This window comes from Klenkia marina (assembly GCF_900101025.1).
GTDB lineage: Bacteria > Actinomycetota > Actinomycetes > Mycobacteriales > Geodermatophilaceae > Klenkia > Klenkia marina.
The window spans coordinates 590,260-608,191 of the sequence record NZ_FMUH01000001.1 but is presented as its reverse complement, the minus strand read 5'-3'; the positions used below and the strand labels follow the sequence as shown (position 1 = coordinate 608,191).

The 17,932-nt window shown below is 74.9% G+C and carries 14 protein-coding genes and 1 riboswitch; of the genes, 8 read left to right on the top strand and 6 right to left on the bottom strand.

What is annotated here, in order from left to right:
* Positions 1 to 41: 41 nt before the first annotated feature.
* Both BLP29_RS03095 and BLP29_RS03090 read left to right on the top strand, forming a co-directional pair.
* A complete protein-coding gene (locus BLP29_RS03095) occupies positions 42 to 1,364 on the top strand; it encodes a DUF2254 domain-containing protein (RefSeq protein WP_165839252.1) in 1,323 nt (440 codons plus the stop codon).
* Positions 1,361 to 2,095 carry a putative protein N(5)-glutamine methyltransferase gene (locus BLP29_RS03090; protein WP_092799638.1) on the top strand — a complete coding sequence of 245 codons (735 nt, stop codon included), beginning with the start codon at positions 1,361 to 1,363 and terminating at the stop codon, positions 2,093 to 2,095. Before BLP29_RS03095 ends, BLP29_RS03090 begins: the two co-directional genes overlap by 4 nt.
* 2 nt (positions 2,096 to 2,097) lie before the next feature.
* On the opposite strand, the gene BLP29_RS03085 is transcribed toward BLP29_RS03090, so the two are convergent.
* Both BLP29_RS03085 and BLP29_RS03080 read right to left on the bottom strand, forming a co-directional pair.
* Positions 2,098 to 3,027, bottom strand: a complete 930-nt coding sequence (locus BLP29_RS03085; RefSeq protein ID WP_092800764.1) for an NAD(P)/FAD-dependent oxidoreductase — start codon at positions 3,025 to 3,027, stop codon at positions 2,098 to 2,100.
* A gap of 181 nt (positions 3,028 to 3,208) precedes the next feature.
* Entirely contained in the window at positions 3,209 to 4,444 is a 1,236-nt protein-coding gene (locus BLP29_RS03080) for an acyl-CoA dehydrogenase family protein (protein ID WP_207798276.1), read from the bottom strand.
* 89 nt (positions 4,445 to 4,533) lie between these two features.
* Between BLP29_RS03080 and BLP29_RS03075 the strand changes: the two genes are divergently transcribed.
* The 6 genes from BLP29_RS03075 to BLP29_RS03050 all read left to right on the top strand — a co-directional run bounded on the left by BLP29_RS03075 (position 4,534) and on the right by BLP29_RS03050 (position 14,324).
* The gene (locus tag BLP29_RS03075) at positions 4,534 to 5,457 is read left to right on the top strand and encodes a TetR-type transcription factor C-terminal domain-containing protein (protein ID WP_092799634.1); all 924 of its coding nucleotides are present in this window, start codon (positions 4,534 to 4,536) and stop codon (positions 5,455 to 5,457) included.
* A gap of 90 nt (positions 5,458 to 5,547) precedes the next feature.
* The gene (locus BLP29_RS03070) at positions 5,548 to 6,516 is read left to right on the top strand and encodes a cyclase family protein (RefSeq protein WP_092799632.1); all 969 of its coding nucleotides are present in this window, start codon (positions 5,548 to 5,550) and stop codon (positions 6,514 to 6,516) included.
* Positions 6,513 to 8,168 (top strand): class I adenylate-forming enzyme family protein, encoded by a 1,656-nt coding sequence (locus tag BLP29_RS03065; RefSeq protein WP_092799630.1) that lies wholly within the window; start codon positions 6,513 to 6,515, stop codon positions 8,166 to 8,168. The genes BLP29_RS03070 and BLP29_RS03065 overlap by 4 nt, the downstream gene beginning before the upstream one ends.
* A gap of 80 nt (positions 8,169 to 8,248) precedes the next feature.
* On the top strand, positions 8,249 to 9,994 hold the full coding sequence (locus BLP29_RS03060) for a SpoIIE family protein phosphatase (RefSeq protein WP_165839251.1): 1,746 nt from the start codon (positions 8,249 to 8,251) through the stop codon (positions 9,992 to 9,994).
* Positions 9,995 to 10,022: 28 nt separating this feature from the next.
* Positions 10,023 to 10,090, top strand: a riboswitch (cobalamin riboswitch).
* Positions 10,091 to 10,143: 53 nt separating this feature from the next.
* Positions 10,144 to 13,770 carry a cobaltochelatase subunit CobN gene (gene cobN, locus BLP29_RS03055; protein WP_207798275.1) on the top strand — a complete coding sequence of 1,209 codons (3,627 nt, stop codon included), beginning with the start codon at positions 10,144 to 10,146 and terminating at the stop codon, positions 13,768 to 13,770.
* Positions 13,767 to 14,324 (top strand): FKBP-type peptidyl-prolyl cis-trans isomerase, encoded by a 558-nt coding sequence (locus BLP29_RS03050; protein ID WP_243469653.1) that lies wholly within the window; start codon positions 13,767 to 13,769, stop codon positions 14,322 to 14,324. Before cobN ends, BLP29_RS03050 begins: the two co-directional genes overlap by 4 nt.
* Before the next feature lie 62 nt (positions 14,325 to 14,386).
* Here the strand turns inward: BLP29_RS03050 and pabB are convergent, their stop codons facing one another.
* The 4 genes from pabB to BLP29_RS03030 are packed head-to-tail and all read right to left on the bottom strand — an operon-like array spanning position 14,387 to position 17,923.
* The gene (pabB, locus tag BLP29_RS03045) at positions 14,387 to 16,129 is read right to left on the bottom strand and encodes an aminodeoxychorismate synthase component I (protein WP_243469652.1); all 1,743 of its coding nucleotides are present in this window, start codon (positions 16,127 to 16,129) and stop codon (positions 14,387 to 14,389) included.
* Positions 16,126 to 16,872, bottom strand: a complete 747-nt coding sequence (locus BLP29_RS03040; RefSeq protein ID WP_092799626.1) for an adenosylcobinamide-GDP ribazoletransferase — start codon at positions 16,870 to 16,872, stop codon at positions 16,126 to 16,128. Before BLP29_RS03040 ends, pabB begins: the two co-directional genes overlap by 4 nt.
* A complete protein-coding gene (gene cobU / locus BLP29_RS03035) occupies positions 16,869 to 17,390 on the bottom strand; it encodes a bifunctional adenosylcobinamide kinase/adenosylcobinamide-phosphate guanylyltransferase (protein ID WP_092799624.1) in 522 nt (173 codons plus the stop codon). Before cobU ends, BLP29_RS03040 begins: the two co-directional genes overlap by 4 nt.
* Positions 17,387 to 17,923 (bottom strand): histidine phosphatase family protein, encoded by a 537-nt coding sequence (locus BLP29_RS03030; protein ID WP_092799622.1) that lies wholly within the window; start codon positions 17,921 to 17,923, stop codon positions 17,387 to 17,389. Before BLP29_RS03030 ends, cobU begins: the two co-directional genes overlap by 4 nt.
* Between the last annotated feature and the right edge of the window lie 9 nt (positions 17,924 to 17,932).

Sequence of the window (17,932 nt, the reverse complement as noted above, 5' to 3'; positions counted from 1 at the left end):
CGGCCGGGCGGGGTGCGCCGCCGTGCCCGACCATTCCCCCGGTGAGCAGCCGACGTCGTCCCTGGCCGCAGCGGGCGTGGCGTCGGCTGCGCGGTTCGCTGTGGCCGATCCCCGTGGTGGGGGTCGCGCTGGCCATCGGGCTCGGGGTCGCCGTCCCCGCGCTGGACGAGGCGCTCGGCGGGGACACCCCGTTCACGTTCGTCTTCGGCGGGGGCCCCTCGGCCGCGCGCGACGTGCTGGCCGCGATCGCCGGGTCCCTGGTGTCGGTGACCGGGTTGACCTTCTCCCTCACCGTCGTCGCGCTGCAGCTGGGCAGCAGCCAGTACTCGCCCCGGCTGCTGCAGACGTTCACCCGCGACCGGGTGGTGCAGGTGACGCTGGCGCAGCTGGTGCTCACGTTCGTCTACGCCCTGACGGTGCTGCGCACGGTGCGCACGCAGGACGACGAGTCCGGGACCAGCGCCTTCGTGCCCAGGCTGTCGGTCACGCTGGCCTACCTGCTGACGCTGGGGTCCGTGGTCGCACTGCTGCTGTTCCTGGGCCACCTGGCCCGGTCGCTGCGGGTCGAGACCATGCTGCGCGACGTGCACGACGAGGCCATGTCGACCTTCGACGAGGAGGTCGGTTCCGGGCCCGCGCGGCCGGTCCCGGCGCTGCCCACCGGGCCGCCGTCCGCCCTGCCGGCCCGGTCGAGCGGGTTCGTCGTGCACGTCGACGAGGCCCGCATCGTGGCCGCCGCGACCCGCTGCGACGCCGTGGTCGTGCTCGTCCCGCGCATCGGCGACGGCGTCGTCGCCGGGGTACCGGTGGCCCACACCTGGCTGCCCGACGGGGCCGATGCCGGGCAGCTGCAGGAGGCCCTGGACGCCGGGGTGGAGCTGGACTTCGAGCGGCACGCCGACCGCGACCTCGGCTACGGCCTGCGCACGACGGTCGACGTGGTCTCGCGGGCGCTGAGCAGCGGCATCAACGACCCGACGACGGCGGTGCACGGGCTCGGCCACGTGTCCGCGTTGCTGGGCGACCTCGCGCACCGGTCGCTGGGCCCGGCGTCGTACACCGACGACGGGGGGCGGCTGCGGTTGGTGGTGCCGCAGTGGAGCTACGCCGACCTGCTGGAGGTCGCGCTCGAGGAACCGGTGCAGTACGCGGAGGGTTCGCCGGCGGTGCTGCGCCGGCTGGCCGCGCTGCTGCGGGAGGTGGCGTGGCGGGCGCCGGCCGGGGTCGCAGACGAGGCGTTGCGGCACTGGTGGGGGCGGCTCGAGGTGGTCGCCGCACGCACGTCGGACCTCCCGGCGGCCGTGGTCGAGCAGTGGCGCACCGACCTCGAGGACGCCCTGGCCGAGCACTGGGCGCCGCGGTGACCGCCGACGTCGTGGCCCGGCTGCGGGCGGCGGGCTGCGTGTTCGCCGAGGAGGAGGCCGCGCTGCTCCTCGCCGACGGCCGCGACCTCGACGGCCTGGTGGCCCGCCGGGTGGCCGGTGAGCCGCTGGAGCAGGTGCTGGGCTGGGTCGGCTTCTGCGGCCTGCGGGTGCTGCTGGACCCCGGCGTCTTCGTCCCCCGCCAGCGCACCGCGTTGCTGGTCGAGCAGGCCGTGGCCCTCGGTGGCCGGGTCGTGGTCGACCTGTGCTGCGGTGCCGGGGCCGTCGGCCTGGCCGTCGCCGCCGGGCTGGGGGACGTCGAGCTCGTCGCCGCCGACCTCGACCCCGCGGCGGTGGCCTGCGCCCGGCGCAACGGGGTGGGCGCGGTGGTCGGCGACCTCTACGACGCCCTCCCGTCGGGCCTGCGCGGCCGGGTCGACCTGCTCTGCGTCAACGCGCCCTACGTGCCCACCGACGCCATCGACGCCATGCCGCCCGAGGCCCGCGACCACGAACCGGCCGTGGCCCTGGACGGCGGACCCGACGGACTGGACCTGCACCGCCGGGTCGCCGCCGGGGCCCGGGACTGGCTGGCCCCCGGCGGCTCGCTGCTGCTGGAGACCAGCCGGCGCCAGGTGGACGGGACGGTGGCCGCCGTCGAGGGGGGTGGCCTGCGGGCCCGGGTGGTCGCCGACGACGACCGCGGCGCCGTGGTCGTCGTCGGCACCCGCTGAGCTCAGCCGGCGACCCGGGCGGCGTCCTCGGTGATCAGGTCCATGTTGATCTGCGCGCCGGCCAGCAGGCCCGCCGTCATCGCGCCGACCACCTGGGCCATCGGCTCGACCGCGTTGCCGGCCGCCCACACGCCCGGCACCGGGGTGCGCCCGGCGCCGTCCGCCGCGACCTTCGTGCCGAGCACCAGGTCGCCCATGCGCAGCTCCTCCACCGGCAGGCCCAGCCCGGCGAGGTGGTCGGTGCGGGCGCGCACGAACGACGCCACCACCACCGCCTCCCGCGGCACGACCTCGCCGTCGGCCAGCCGGACGCCGGAGAGCCGGTCGTCGGTCACCTCGACACCGGTGACGGTGCCCTCGACCACCCGCACCCCGCGCGCGGCCAGCGTGCCCCGGTCGTCGGCGGTGAGCTCGACCCCGTGCGCGAACAGGACGACGTCCGGGCTCAGCTGGGAGAACATCAGCGCCTGGTGCACCGACATCGGGCTCGTGGCCAGCACGCCGATCGCCCGGCCGCGCACCTCGTAGCCGTGGCAGTACGGGCAGTGCAGCACGTCCCGGCCCCACCGCTCCGCCAGCCCCGCGACGTCGGGCAGCTCGTCGACCCCGCCGCCGGCCAGCAGCAGCCGCCGCGCGGTCAGCGTGCCGCCGTCGGCCAGCTGCACCTCGAACCCGTCGTCGACCGGCCGGGCGTCGACCACCCGGCCCGGCTGCACCCGGCCGCCGTAGGACTCGAGCTCCCGCCGGCCGGCTGCGAGCAGCTCCCGGGGCGGGATGCCCTCGTTGCCCAGCACGTTGTGCGCCCCGTCGGCCGGGGCGTTGCGCGGTCGGTCGTCGTCGACCACCACGACCGACCGCAACGACCGGGCCAGCGCCTTGGCGCCGCTGAGCCCCGCCGGTCCACCACCGATGACCACCACGTCTGCATCCATGCCGACGACCATGCGGCGCAGCTCGCCGATGCCGCAACGATCCGTGCCGATGTGGCAAAGCGCGGGCCGGCCCGGGCGGCGTGGACCAGCTGGGTCCGGCATCGGCCGTCCTGGCTCAGCGGCGTCGGTGAGCCAGGACGGACTCCCGTGGACCCGGCCGATCCACGCCGGGCGCCGGGGGTCAGACGGTGACGGGCGGGACCGGCACGACGGGGGTGCGACCCAGCTCGGACATCGCCAGCGACCGCAGGTGCACCTCGTCGGGGCCGTCGAACAGCCGCATCGCCCGGTGCCAGCCGGCCATCGCGGCCAGCGGGGTGACGTCGGTGACGCCGGCCCCGCCGTGCACCTGGATGGCCCGGTCGATGACCCGCCCGGCTGCCCGGGGGACGGCGACCTTGGCGATGGCGATGAGGTCCTTGGCGGCCTTGTTGCCGTGGGTGTCGATGACCTGGCAGGCCTGGTGGCACACGAGACGGGCCTGGTCGATGTCGATGCGCGACTCGGCGATCTGCTGCTGCACCACGCCCTGCTCGGCCAGCGGCCGGCCGAACGCGACCCGCTCCTGCACCCGGGCGACCATCATCGCCAGTGCCCGCTCGGCGGCACCGAGGGCGCGCATGCAGTGGTGGATGCGGCCGGGCCCGAGCCGGGCCTGCGCGGCGGCGAACCCGCCGCCCTCCTCGCCGATGACCGCCGACAGCGGCACCCGCACGTCGTCGAACCGCACGACGCCGTGGCCGTGCTGGTCGTGCTGGCCGAAGACGGGCAGGTCGCGCTCGACCACCACGCCGGGGGTGTCGCGCGGCACGACGAGCATCGACTGCTGGCGGTGCTTCTGCGCCGACGGGTCGGTCTTGCCCATGACCACCAGCACCGCGCAGCGGGGGTCCAGGACGCCCGAGGTCCACCACTTCCGGCCGTTGACGACGTAGGAGTCGCCGTCGCGCTCGATGCGGGTCTCGATGTTGGTGGCGTCGCTGCTGGCCACCGCGGGCTCGGTCATGGCGAACGCCGAGCGGATCTCGCCGGCGAGCAGCGGCTCGAGCCACTGCTGCTTCTGCTCCGGGGTGCCCAGCAGGTGCAGCAGCTCCATGTTGCCGGTGTCGGGGGCTGCGCAGTTGATCGCCTCGGGGGCGAGCTCGAGGCTCCAGCCCGACAGCTCGGCGATGGGCGCGTACTCGAGCTGGGTGAGCCCGGACTCGCTGGGGAGGAAGAGGTTCCACAGCCCCCGCTCGCGGGCGGTGGTCTTCAGCCGCTCGATGACCGCGGGTGCCTCGTGGCCGTCGGGGCCGGCGGCGCGGCGGTCGGCCTCGTACTCGGCCTCGGCGGGCAGCACCTCCTCGCGCAGGAAGTCGACCATGCGGGCGTGCAGGTCGAGCGCGGTGCTGGACGGGGCGGCGAGGGGATGGGTCATCATTCAGCCTTCCTGAACACGTGCTGCGGTGCACGGTCGCGGCACGCTAGCAGCGACCACCGACAGCACCAGCGGAAGGAGCACCCGCGATGCCCCTGGAGATCGGCGCCTCGATCCGTCGGCTGCGCACGGCGCGGGGGGTGAGCCTGCGCGCCCTGGCTGCCGGCCTCGGGGTCAGCCCGGCGACGCTGAGCGCCGTCGAGAACGGGCACACGGGCGTGAGCGCCGCCCGGGTGGCGGCGATCGCCGACCTGCTCGGCGTCCCGGTGGCGCGGGTCTTCGACCCCGACGGCCGCGGTGGCCCGGGCCCCGGTGTGCTCGGCCCGGGTGTGCTCGGCCCCGGCGCGCTCACCAGGACCTCGGCGCAGCCGGCCCCCGACCCGGCCGACTGGCGCGACTACGGCCCGCTGCAGCTGGACCCCGCGCTCACCGCGGCCCTGGCCACCTTCGTCGAGGTGGGGTACCACGGCTCGACCATCCGCACGATCGCCGCGCACGCCGGGCTGTCGGTGTCGGGTCTCTACCACTACTACGAGAGCAAGTACGACATGCTCGTCGCCCTGCTGGACCGCACGATGGTCGAGCTCGACGCCCGCATGCGGGCCGCGCGCGCCGAGGGCGCCGACCCCGTCGCCCGGGTCGGTGCGCTGGTCGAGTGCCTCGCGCTGTTCCACAGCCACCGGCGCGCCACCGCCTTCCTCGGCGCCAGCGAGATGCGCAGCCTGCGGCCGGAGGACTACGTGCGGGTCGCCGCCGTCCGCCGGGCCCAGCAGCAGGCCGTCGACGAGGAGGTGGCCGCGGCCGTCGCGGCCGGGCAGCTCGTCGTCGCCGACCCCCCGACGGCGGCCCGTGCCGTGGTCACCCTCTGCACGGCCATCCCGCAGTGGTTCCGCCCGGACGGTCCGCTGGCCCCCGAGGACCTCGCCGCGCAGTACGTCGGGTTCGCCCTGGCGCTGCTCGGCCGGCCGACGTTGCAGGACGCGGTCGTCCACCTTGACCCCCCTCAGGTGTGACCTGCATCATCCTGCACGCGAGGCCCGGACCGGACGACTGTTCGGTCGCGGCTGCCGCGCACTCGACTGCGTACTCGACGAGGAGACGACGTGACCGACACCGAGAAGCCTGCGGCCCCCGACCTGACCGACCTGCTCGCCGACAGCCCGACGAACTGGGGCAAGTGGGGCCCGGACGACGAGGTCGGCGCGCTGAACTACCTCACCGCCGACGAGGTGCTGCGCGGCATCTCGCACGTGAAGAAGGGCGAGGTGCACACCCTGCAGCGCCTCATCGGTGACCCGAAGGGCGACCCGGTCTGGCCCGGGCGCACCCCGGCCGAGCGCACCCAGGTGCTCGACGAGTCCACCTGGGACGGCGAGGGCGCGCCGTCCTTCCCCGGTGGCCTGCACTACGCCGACGACAAGATCAACGCCTTCCTGCAGGGCTCCACGCAGTACGACGCGCTGGGCCACGTCTGGTACGGCGGCAAGATCTGGAACGGCTACGACGCCCGCACCACGGTGGGCGGTCTGCAGAAGGCCAGCGTCGAGCCGATCGCGCAGAAGGGCGTCGTCGGCCGCGGCATCCTGCTCGACATGGCCCGCTTCCGCGGCAAGGCCACCCTGGACAAGGCCGAGACCTTCACCCACGAGGACCTGGAGGCGTGCGCTGCGGCCCAGGGCACGGAGATCCAGAAGCGCGACGTGCTGGTCATCCGCACGAACTTCCTGCAGCTGTTCCACGAGCAGGGCGAGGCCTTCTACGACGGCTTCTGCGAGCCCGGCCTGGTCTACAGCCCCGAGCTGGTGCAGTGGTTCCAGGACATGGAGATCCCCAACCTGGTCACCGACACCATCGCCAACGAGGTCACCTTCGACCCCAACAACGGCACCGCGCTGCCGCTGCACAACGCCCTGATGCGCAACCTGGGGGTCACCCTCACCGAGATCGCCGACCTCGAGACCCTGGCCGACAGCTGCGCCGAGGACGGGCAGTACACGTTCCTCTACGCCGCGGCCCCGCTGAAGGTGCACCTGGGTTCGGGGTCGCCGGTGAACCCGCTGGCGATCAAGTGAGCGTCTACGCCGACAAGCCGTGGCTGGCCCTCTACGGCGAGGGGCAGCCCAGCTCGATCACCCCCGAGCACGACACGCTGCTGGCGGTGTTCCGGGCCACGGCCGACGCGACGCCCGACGCGGTGGCGATCCGCTACTTCGACGGCGTGCTCACCTGGGCCGACCTCGACGCCGCCTCCGACGCGCTGGCCCTCGGGCTGCTCGAGGGCGGCTTCGGGCACGGCGACCGCATGGGTCTGTACGTGCAGAACGACCCGGCCTTCGTCATCGGGCTGCTCGGCGCGTGGAAGGCCGGCGGGGCCGCGGTGGCCATCAACCCGATGAACAAGGCCGCCGAGCTCACCTACCTGCTCACCGACTCCGGGGCCACGGCGCTGCTGTGCCTCGACGAGCTGTACGACACGGTGGCCCGCGACGTCCTGCCGGAGACGTCGGTGCGCACCGTCGTCACGTGCTCGGGCCTGGACCACCAGACCCGGGCCGACCCCCGGCTGTTCGACGGGACGACGAAGAGCACCCCCGAGGGCACCGTCGACCTCACGGAGCTGCAGACCCGGTTCGCCGGGCAGCGGCCCCCGCAGGTCGAGATCGCGGGCAGCGACATCGGCGTGCTCACCTACACCTCGGGCACGACCGGCCGGCCCAAGGGTGCGATGAACACGCACTCGACGATGACGTTCAACGCCTGCACCTACCGCGAGTGGATGCGGCTGGGCCCCGACGACGTCGTGCTGGGCGTGGCGCCGCTGTTCCACATCACCGGGCTGATCGGGCACGTGGCCATCGCCATGCTGGTCGGCTGCCCGTTGGTCATCGCGCACCGGTTCCACCCCGACGTCGTGCTCGAGGCGATCCGGGAGCACCGGCCGACGTTCACCGTCGGGGCGATCGCGGTGTTCATCGCGCTGGGCAACGCCGAGGGCGCCACCCGCGAGGACTTCTCCTCGCTGCGGGCGGTCTACTCCGGCGGGGCGCCCATCGCGCCCGCGGTGACCGACCAGCTGGAGGAGAAGCTCGGCGTCTACGTGCACAACATCTACGGGCTGACCGAGACCAACAGCCCGTCGCACGGCGTCCCCATGGGCGTGAAGGCCCCGGTCGACGAGAACTCCGGCGCGCTCAGCGTCGGGGTGCCGGTGTACGACACCGTCGTCCGGGTGCTCGGCGAGGACGGCGAGGAGGTGCCGGTCGGTGAGGTGGGCGAGTTCGCCACCTCGGGCCCGCAGGTGGTGCCCGGCTACTGGGAGCGGCCCGATGCCACCGCCGAGTCGATCCCCGGCGGCGAGCTGCGCACCGGTGACGTCGGGTTCATGGACGCCCAGGGCTGGTTCTTCCTGGTCGACCGCAAGAAGGACATGATCAACGCGGCCGGGTACAAGGTGTGGCCGCGCGAGGTCGAGGACGTCCTCTACGGCCACCCCGCCGTCCGCGAGGTCGCCGTGGTGGGCATCCCCGACGAGGTCCGCGGGGAGACGGTGAAGGCCTACGTCTCGCCGAGGCCGGGGGCGAGCATCGACCCCGACGAGGTCATCGCGTGGGCCAAGGAGCGCATGGCGGCCTACAAGTACCCCCGGTACGTGGAGGTCGTCGACGAGCTGCCGAAGACCACCACGGGCAAGATCCTGCGCCGCGAGCTGCGGGCGCGGAACTGAGCGCACCGCGCGGTGGCCCGGTGCCGCGGGCCACCGCGCGGACCTCCCTTCCGGGCGGTCCGGTGCCGCATAATGCGTCGGTGGCCCCGACGCCCGACGAGCTCTCCGCCGACCGCCACCTGCTCCTGGCCAGGTTGGCGGTGGCCACCGAGGCCTCCGGCACGGGCCTGTGGGACTGGGACCTGCGCACCGACGAGCTGGTCTGGGACGCCCGCAGCGTGGCCATCTACGGCCTCACCGGCCAGCAGCTCACCGGCACCGTCGCCGACATCGACCGGGGCATCCACCCCGACGACCGCCCGGTGGTGCAGGAGGCCCTCGACGAGGCGATCGTCGACGGCGACCTGCTCGACGTCGAGTTCCGGGTGGTGTGGTCCGACGGCAGCGTGCACTGGGTCGCGGCCCTGGGGCGGGTGCTGCACGACGTCGGCGGCGCGCCGGTGCGCATGGTGGGCACCAACGTCGACGTCACCGATGCCCGCGAGGCCGCGCACGAGCAGTTCGCCGACGCCCAGCGGATGGCCGGGCTGGTCACCGTGGCCGAGGAGCTCGGTGCCGCGGCCACCGTCGGGGCGGCGCTGGCGGTGGTCACCCGGCACGCAGCCACGACGCTGGGCACGAGCGGGGTGATCCTCTGCCTGACCGAGGACGACGGCTCGGCGGTGACCACGCTGGTCGACGGGGCGCTCGACGAGCAGACCATGGACACCATCCAGCGGTTGCCGCGCGACTTCCCCCTCCCGATGGTCGACTCGGCGGTGCACGGCCGGCCGCACTTCGTGCCCGACCTCGAGACCGCTGCCCGCGACTTCCCCGGCGGCGCCGACGTCTGGCGGCGCTCAGGGGTGCGGTCGGGGTGTTCGGTGCCGCTGCGCTCGTCGACCCGGCTGATCGGCTCGCTCGCGCTGGGCCACCGGGTCGACCGGCACTGGCGGCCCGCCGACCGCGAGTTCGTCGGCGCCCTGGCCGCGCTGACCGCGCAGACCCTGTCCCGCATCGCCTCCACCGAGGCGGCGGCCGAGGCGGCGACCGCGGTGGCCCGGCTCGCCGAGACGCTGCAGCGCTCGCTGCTCACCGCCCCGCCCGAGCCCGACCACCTGCACGTGGTGCCCCGCTACGTGCCTGCCGCGGCCGAGGCGCAGGTGGGCGGTGACTGGTACGACGCCTTCCTCGGCCCCGACGGCAGCACGCACCTGGTCATCGGCGACGTCACCGGCCACGACGGCGAGGCCGCGGCCACGATGGCCCAGCTGCGCAACCTGCTGCGCGGCATCGCCTGGGCCTCCGGCGGCACCCCGGCCGAGGTTCTGGCCGTGCTCGACCGGGCGGTGACCGGGCTCGACGTGCGCAGCCTGGCCACGGTGCTGGTGGCCCGGGTGGAGCAGCCCCCCGACGGGACCGGTCGGCGGGTGCTGCGCTGGTCGAACGCCGGCCACCCGCCGCCGCTGCTGGTCGACCCCGCGGGCCGGGTCAGCCTGCTCGACCAGCGCGACCTGCTGCTCGGGGTCGACCCGACCCATCCGCGGCACGACCACGTCGTCGACCTGGCGCCGGGCGCCACGCTGCTGCTCTACACCGACGGCCTGGTCGAGCGGCGTGGTGAGGACCTCGACATGGGCATCGCCCGCCTGGTCGCCACCGTCGGCCGGCTGGTGCAGGGCGGTGTGCCGCTCGACGAGCTGTGCGACCGGGTGCTGGGCACGCTCCCGGCCCGCCCGGACGACGACGTCGCGCTGCTGGCCCTGCGCGCCCACCCCGAGGACGTCCCCCGCCCGCGCGAGGCCGGGCCGACCGCCGTCCCCGAGCTGCCGGCGACCTCCGGGTAGCGTCGGCGCCGAACCACGGCAGTGCGGTGGAAGCCGGTGCGAACCCGGCGCGGTCCCGCCACTGTGAGTCCCCTCCCCGGGGGACCAGCCAGACACGCCGGCTGCCGTGTCCGACGAACTCCGGGCGCGGACCCGGGGGAAGGCTCACGGTGCGCACCTTCACGCTGCTCTCGACGTCCGACACCGACCTGCTGGCCGCCCGCACGAGCGACTCCGAGTGGAAGCTGGGCAACCCCTACCGGGTCGGCGACCTCGTCGAGTTCGCCCGCGGCACCGATCTCGTGGTCTTCCGCATCCTCGGCTCGCGGCGCAAGTACGAGGACATGGTCACGCCGCTGCTGGAGCTCGGCGTCCCGGTGGTCGTGCTGGGCGGCGAGCAGCTGCCCGACGCCGAGCTCATGGGCCTGTCGACGGTCCCGATGGGCGTGGCCACCGAGTCGCACGCCTACCTGGCCCAGGGCGGGCCGGAGAACATCGTGCAGCTGCACCGCTTCCTCGCCGACACCGTGCTGCTGGACGGCGAGGGCTTCGAGAAGCCGGCCGTCGCGCCGGACTGGGGCGTCGTCGACCGGGCGTCCTCCGCGACCGGGCCGCGGGTCGCCGTCCTGTACTACCGGGCGCACCACCTGGCCGGCAACACCGCCTTCGTCGACACCCTCTGCACCGCGGTCGAGACCGCCGGCGGCGTGCCGGTGCCGGTCTACTGCGCGTCGCTGCGCTCGCTGGACCCGGCGATGCTCGACGTGCTGCGCACCGTCGACGCCATGGTCGTCACCGTGCTGGCGGCCGGCGGTTCGCGCCCGGCCACCGCCCAGGCCGGTGGGGACGACGGCGCCTGGGACGTCGGCGAGCTGGCCCGCCTGGACATCCCGGTGATCCAGGGCCTGGTGCTCGGCAGCGACCGCGAGACCTGGGCGGGCAACGACGACGGCCTCTCCCCGCTCGACGTCGGCAACCAGGTCGCCATCCCCGAGTTCGACGGCCGGATCATCACCGTGCCGTTCTCCTTCAAGGAGGTCGACCGCGACGGCTTGACCTCCTACGTGCCCGACCCCGAGCGGGCCGCCCGCGTCGCCGGCATCGCCGTGGCGCACGCCCGGCTGCGGCACACCCCGCCCGCCGAGCGCAAGGTCGTGGTGATGCTGTCGGCCTACCCGACCAAGCACGCCCGGATCGGCAACGCCGTCGGCCTGGACACCCCGGCCTCCGTCGTCCGGCTGCTGGCCGCGATGGCCGGGCAGGGCTACGACATCGGCCCCTTCGACGGCCCCGGCTCGCTGCCCGGTGTGGCCGAGCTGGACGGCGACGCGCTGGTGCACGCGCTCATCGAGGCCGGCGGCCAGGACCCCGACTGGCTGACCGCCGAGCAGCTCTCCGGCAACCCGGTGCGCATCCCGGCCGCGGCCTACCGCGAGTGGTTCGACACCCTGCCCACCGAGCTGACCGACCGGATGGTCGAGCACTGGGGCCCGCCGCCGGGGCAGCTGTTCGTCGACCCCACCGACGACTGCATCGTGTTCGCCGCGCTGCGGGCCGGCAACGTCGTGGTGATGGTGCAGCCGCCGCGCGGCTTCGGCGAGAACCCCATCGCGATCTACCACGACCCCGACCTGCCGCCCTCGCACCACTACCTCGCCGCCTACCACTGGCTGCGCTCGGAGTTCGGCGCGCACGCGCTGGTGCACGTGGGCAAGCACGGCAACCTCGAGTGGATGCCCGGCAAGACGGTGGGCCTGTCGGCGTCCTGCGCGCCCGACGCCGCACTCGGCGACCTGCCGGTGGTCTACCCGTTCCTGGTCAACGACCCCGGCGAGGGCTCGCAGGCCAAGCGCCGCGCGCACGCCGTGCTGGTCGACCACATGGTGCCGCCGATGGCCCGCGCCGACTCCTACGGCGACATCGCGCGGCTGGAGCAGCTGCTCGACGAGCACGCCAACATCGCCGCGATGGACCCGCCGAAGCTGCCGGCGATCCGCCAGCAGATCTGGACGCTCATCCAGGCCGCCAAGATGGACCACGACCTGGGGCTGGACGACCGGCCGCACGACGCCGAGTTCGACGAGATGATCCTGCACGTCGACGGCTGGCTGTGCGCCATCAAGGACTCCCAGATCCGCGACGGCCTGCACGTGTTCGGCTCCCCGCCCGAGGGTGACGCCCGGGTCGGCCTGGTGCTGGCGATCTTGCGCGCCCGGCAGATCTGGGGCGGCGCGGTCGCGATGCCCGGCCTGCGCGAGGCGCTGGGCCTGGTGGAGGACGGCTCGGCCGGGCTGCACGAGACCGACGAGGTCGAGGCCCGTGCGCTGGCGCTCGTGCAGGGCCTGGAGGACGCCGGCTGGGTGACCTCCGCCGTCGAGCCGGTCGTCGTCGAGGTGCTGGGGGACCGGCACGCCGAGGTCGAGCGGGTGCTGCACTTCGCCGTCGACGAGCTGGTGCCGCGGCTGGCCCGCACCACCGACGAGATCGACCTGACGCTGCACGCCCTCGACGGCGGCTACGTGCCGGCCGGGCCCTCGGGCTCGCCGCTGCGCGGGCTGGTCAACGTGCTGCCGACCGGGCGCAACTTCTACTCCGTCGACCCGCGCGCGGTGCCGTCCCGGCTGGCGTGGGAGACCGGGCAGGGCCTGGCCGACGGGCTGCTGGAGCGCTACCGGAACGAGGAGGGTTCGTGGCCCGCGTCGGTGGGGCTCTCGGTCTGGGGCACCTCAGCGATGCGCACCAGCGGGGACGACGTCGCCCAGGTGCTGGCGCTGCTCGGCGTCCGGCCGGTGTGGGACGAGGCCTCCCGCCGGGTGAAGGAGCTGGAGCCGATCCCGCTGGCCGAGCTCGAGCGCCCGCGCATCGACGTCGTCGTCCGCATCTCGGGGTTCTTCCGCGACGCGTTCCCGCACGTGGTGACCATGCTCGACGACGCCGTCACCCTGGTCGCGGGCCTCGACGAGTCGCCCGAGGACAACTACGTGCGCAAGCACGTCGACGCCGACGTCGCCGACCACGGTGACCGCCGCCGGGCCACCACCCGGGTGTTCGGCTCCAAGCCCGGCGCCTACGGGGCGGGCCTGCTGTCGCTGATCGACAGCCGCGACTGGCGCACCGACGCCGACCTGGCCGAGGTCTACGCGGTGTGGGGCGGCTACGCCTACGGCCGCGACCTCGACGGCGTCTCGGCCCGCCCGGACATGGAGAGCTCCTACCGGCGGATCGCGGTCGCGGCGAAGAACATCGACACACGCGAGCACGACATCGCCGACTCCGACGACTACTTCCAGTACCACGGCGGCATGGTCGCCACCGTCCGCGCGTTGACCGGCGCCTCGCCCAAGGCCTACATCGGTGACTCCACCCGGCCCGAGCACGTGCGCACCCGCTCGTTGGTCGAGGAGACCTCCCGGGTGTTCCGCGCCCGCGTGGTCAACCCGAAGTGGATCGCCGCGATGCGCCGGCACGGCTACAAGGGCGCCTTCGAGATGGCCGCGACCGTCGACTACCTGTTCGGCTACGACGCCACCACCGGCGTCGTCGCCGACTGGATGTACGAGAAGCTGACCCAGAGCTACGTGCTCGACCCGGAGAACCGCGCGTTCCTGGAGGAGTCCAACCCCTGGGCCCTGCACGGCATCGCCGAGCGGCTGCTCGAGGCCGTCGACCGGAAGCTGTGGGCCGAGCCCGACCCGGAGATCCTGGCCCAGCTGCAGCAGGCCTACCTGGAGACCGAGGGCGACCTCGAATCCGGCGCCGGAGCCGGACCCCGCACCCCCGCCGAGAGGACCTCGTGACCCGCCGCCGCACCGCCCTGCTCGCCCTGCCCGCCGCCGCCCTGCTGGTGGCCGGCTGCGGGTCCTCCACCCCGTCGCCCACCGTCGGGGGAACGGCGTCCGGCGGAGCGGTCGCCACCACCACCTGCCAGGGGCCGGCCGCGGCCACCGAGCAGGCCCCGCCGTCGATCACCGACGACCTGTCGGCCGAACCGGAGGTGCCGGCCGCGCAGACCCCGCCGCCGTGCACCCTCGTGGTCGCCGACGTGGTGGTCGGCGACGGGCCGGTCGCCGAGTCGGGGTCGCAGGTCGAGGTCAAGTACGTAGGTGCCTTCTACGACACGGGCGAGGTCTTCGACGCCTCGTGGCAGCGCGGCGCCGACGAGACGCTCCCGTTCACCGTGGGCGGTGGCCAGGTGATCGAGGGCTTCGACCAGGGCGTGGCGGGCATGGCCGTCGGCGGACGCCGGGCGATCACGATCCCCAGCGACCTCGGCTACGGCGACCGCGGCCAGGGTCCCATCCCCGGCGGCGCCACCCTCGTCTTCGTCGTGGACCTCGTCTCCGTCAGCTGACCCCGTGCCGGGGTGGCCGGACATCCCCGACGGTGGCCGGCTGATGGGCGGTGTACAGACCGTCAGGGACGTCGGGCCACCCCCGGGCCGGGGAGGAGGACGGCGGAGCGCCACCCCCGCAGCGAGCTGACCACCGCCAGTTCGTCGGCGGCGTGCAGGTCGGCGACGGTCAGCACCCGCTCGGCCAGTGCGCCGTCGGTCAGCAGCCGGGCGCGGGCGGTGCCGGGCAGGCAGCCCGACGTCGTCGGCGGGGTCCACCAGTCGCCGTCGAGCCGCGCGCAGAGGGTGGCGATCGTGGTCTCGGTGACCTCGCCGCGCTCGTTCACCAGCACGACGTCGTCGGCGTCCGGGTGGCGGGCGGCCGCGGCGGTGTAGACGCCGCGGCGGGTGGTCTTGTGCTGCAGCCACGGGCTGGCGGCGTCGACCGGCACCGTGTCCACGGCCAACCGCACCGGGCCGGTCGCCGCCGGCGGGTCGGTGACGGTGACCGTGACCCGGCCCGCGCGGTCCAGCGTCAGCCGCACCCGGCTCGACCTCCGCCCCGCGACGGCCTGCTCGAGCGCGGCCAGCACCGCCACCGGGTCGCAGGCGAAGCCGCAGTACGCCGCCGAGTCGGCCAGCCGGGCCAGGTGCTCGGGCAGGTGGGTGAACCCGCCGGCCGCGGTGTGGCCCAGGGTCTCCAGCAGCTCGAACCCGCCGGTCGGCGCGGTCAGCACCGCGGCCTTGGCGCGCAGCTCGCGGCGCTCGGCGGCGGCGTCGGAGCTCCAGGTGATGCCCCCGCCCGCGCCGTAGACCGCCTGCCCACCCGCGACCACCGCCGTCCGGATCGCGACCGACAAGCGCCCCGACACCGGCTCCCCGGGCGGCGCCAACCAGCCCACCGCCCCGCAGTAGACCCCGCGGGGCGACGCCTCCAGCTCGGCGATCGCCCGCATCGCCGCGGCCTTGGGCGCCCCGGTCACCGACCCGCACGGGAAGGTCGCCGCCAGCAGCTCGACCAGGCCGACGTCGGGGCGCAGCGTCGCCTGCACCTCGCTGACCAGCTGCCACACCGTCGGGTACCGCTCGGCCGTGAACAGCTCGGTCACCTCGACGCCGCCGACCTCGGCCACGCGGCCCAGGTCGTTGCGCAGCAGGTCGACGATCATCAGGTTCTCGGCCCGTTCCTTGGGGCTGGCGCGCAGCTGCGCCACCGCCGCGTCGTCCTCGGCCGTCGTCCGGCCGCGCGCCGCCGTCCCCTTCATCGGGCGGGTGCGCACCCGGCGTCCGGACCACTCGAGGAACAGCTCGGGGCTGGCTGAGGCGACCACGTGCGTGCCGGTGTCGACCAGTGCCCCGTACGCGCAGCGCTGGGCGCGCACGAGGCCGGCGTGGAGCGCGGCCGGGTCGGCGCAGGGCGCGCGCAGCCGGTCGGTGAGGTTCACCTGGTAGGTCTCACCGGCGGCGATCAGCGCCCGCACCTGCGCCACGGCCCGGGCGTGCTCGTCGTCCGTGCGGTCGAGCACCCACGGGCCGGTGGACTCCCCGTCGGCGAGCGCGGGGGCGGCGGTGGGGCGCTCGGACAGCGCGAACCAGACCAGCGGCGGGTCGCCGTCCTCGGGTGCGCGGACGGCGAGCGACGGGTCCAGCCCCGGCGCCGCCTCGTAGGACAGGAAGCCGTGCGCCCACGCCCCGTCCGCGACCGCTGCCTCGACCTCCCGCAGCGCGGGCTGCACCTGCGCGACCGTGCGGGCCACGACCACCCCGGCGGGCGCCGGGAACAGCCACGCCGTCCCGGCCACCAGGTCGTCGAACCGGGCGGTCACCAGCCGACCAGCACCAGCGCGGCGAGCAGCGTGGCGGTCGCGGTGACCTCGCCGGCTGCGCCCATGACGTCGCCGTTCACCCCGCCCAGCCGGGCCCGGGCGCGGCGGTGCAGCACCTCGCCCGCGGCCAGCCCGAGCGCCCCGGCCGCGACGAGCCGTGCGCCCTGGCCGAGGTCGCCCAGCCACCACGCCGTGGCCACCACGCACAGGACGGCGACCGCGGCGCAGCCCACCAGCCAGACGCGGGACACCGTGCCCGCCACGGCGGCGGCCAACGACGAGCCCGCGGCCACCGGCACCCCGGGCAGGCCGCAGCGCGCCATCGCCACCCGGGCGGCGACGACCGCGGTCCACAGCGCCAGCCAGCCGCCGTCGACGGTGAGCAGCGAGGCCAGGCAGGCGACCTGGAGCAGCAGGGTCAGCACCAGGGTGGCGACGCCGAACGGCCCGACGTCACCGGCCCGCATCACCTCCAGCGCCCGCTCGCGCCCGCGCAGGGGACCCAGTCCGTCGGCGGTGTCGGCCAGCCCGTCCAGGTGCAGCCCACGGGTCAGCCAGGCGAGCATGGCCACCGCCAGCACCGCGCCGACCAGGGGCGATGCGTACCGGGCGCCCAGCCAGCCGGTCAGCGACGCCAGGTCGCCGAGCACCAGACCGACCAGGGGCGCCCACGGCAGCACGCCGCGCGGCGACGGGTTGCCGGGCACCCGGGCGACGGTCAGCCAGGCGAAGGCAGCCCTCACCGCAGGCGCTGGGGCAGCCCGGCGACGACGAACCACACCTCGTCGGCCGTGGCCGCCAGGCGCTGGTTCACCGTGCCGAGGGCGTCGCGGAACATGCGCCCGGAGGCCGTCTCCGGCACCACGCCGAGCCCCACCTCGTCGCTGACCGCCACCACGTGGGCCGGGGTCATCACCCACGCCTCGAGCAGCTCGTCGACGCGCCGCGCAAGCCGGTCACGAGCGCGCTGACCGCCGTCCCAGACCCCGCTGGCGTCCATCATCGCGGTGACCCAGGTGGTCACCGAGTCGACCAGGTAGGTGCCCGGCAGCACGAGCTCGCCGGGGTTGGTCGTCTCCTTCGTCGTCCAGGTCGCCGGCCGGCGGGCACGGTGGGCGGCGATGCGTTCCTGCCACTCGGCGTCGTCCGGGCGGGGGTCGCTGGTGGCCAGGTAGGTGACGTCGGGGTGCCCCTCGAGCAGGGACTCGGCGTGCGCGGACTTGCCCGACCGCGAGCCGCCGAGCACCAGCGTGCGGCTCACAGCTCGAGCCGGGTGATCGAGCCGTTGTGCGGGGTCGTGTGCGGCATCGCCTCGGGCCCGTCGCCGGCGACCACGGCCTGCGCCGCCCGGATGGTGTCGCCGTGGGTGACCAGCGCGACCACCTCGGCCGGCGGCCGCGCCTGCAGCTGGCCCAGGTAGTCGGCCACGCGGGCGTGCAGCTGGGCCAGCGACTCGCCGCCCTCGGCCGACCAGTGGACGTCGGTCCAGTCGACGACGTCCCACAGCTCGCGCGAGGGCCGGCCCTCCAGCACCCCGTAGCCCTGCTCCCGCAGCGCGGGCGTGGTGGTGAAGCGGCGCCCGGTGGCGGCCATGCAGTGCTCGGCGGTCTGGACGGCGCGGTGCAGGTCGCTGGCCACCATCGCGCCGGGGTGCAGCTGGGCGAGCTCGGTGGCGGCTCCGCGGGCCTGCTCGTGGCCCAGCTCGGTCAACGGCACGTGCGCCGTCTGCCCCTGCATGAGGCCGGCGGCGTTCCAGGTGCTCTGTCCGTGGCGGACGAGCAGGAGCGTGGTCATCACGGAGGA

Bases quoted from the DNA above. Each gene is read 5' to 3' on its own strand.
- BLP29_RS03075 (WP_092799634.1), top strand. From the start codon at position 4,534: ATGCCCCTGGAGATCGGCGCCTCGATCCGTCGGCTGCGCACGGCGCGG.
- BLP29_RS03030 (WP_092799622.1), bottom strand. From the start codon at position 17,923: ATGACCACGCTCCTGCTCGTCCGCCACGGACAGAGCACCTGGAACGCC.
- BLP29_RS03085 (WP_092800764.1), bottom strand. From the start codon at position 3,027: ATGGATGCAGACGTGGTGGTCATCGGTGGTGGACCGGCGGGGCTCAGC.
- BLP29_RS03080 (WP_207798276.1), bottom strand. From the start codon at position 4,444: ATGACCCATCCCCTCGCCGCCCCGTCCAGCACCGCGCTCGACCTGCAC.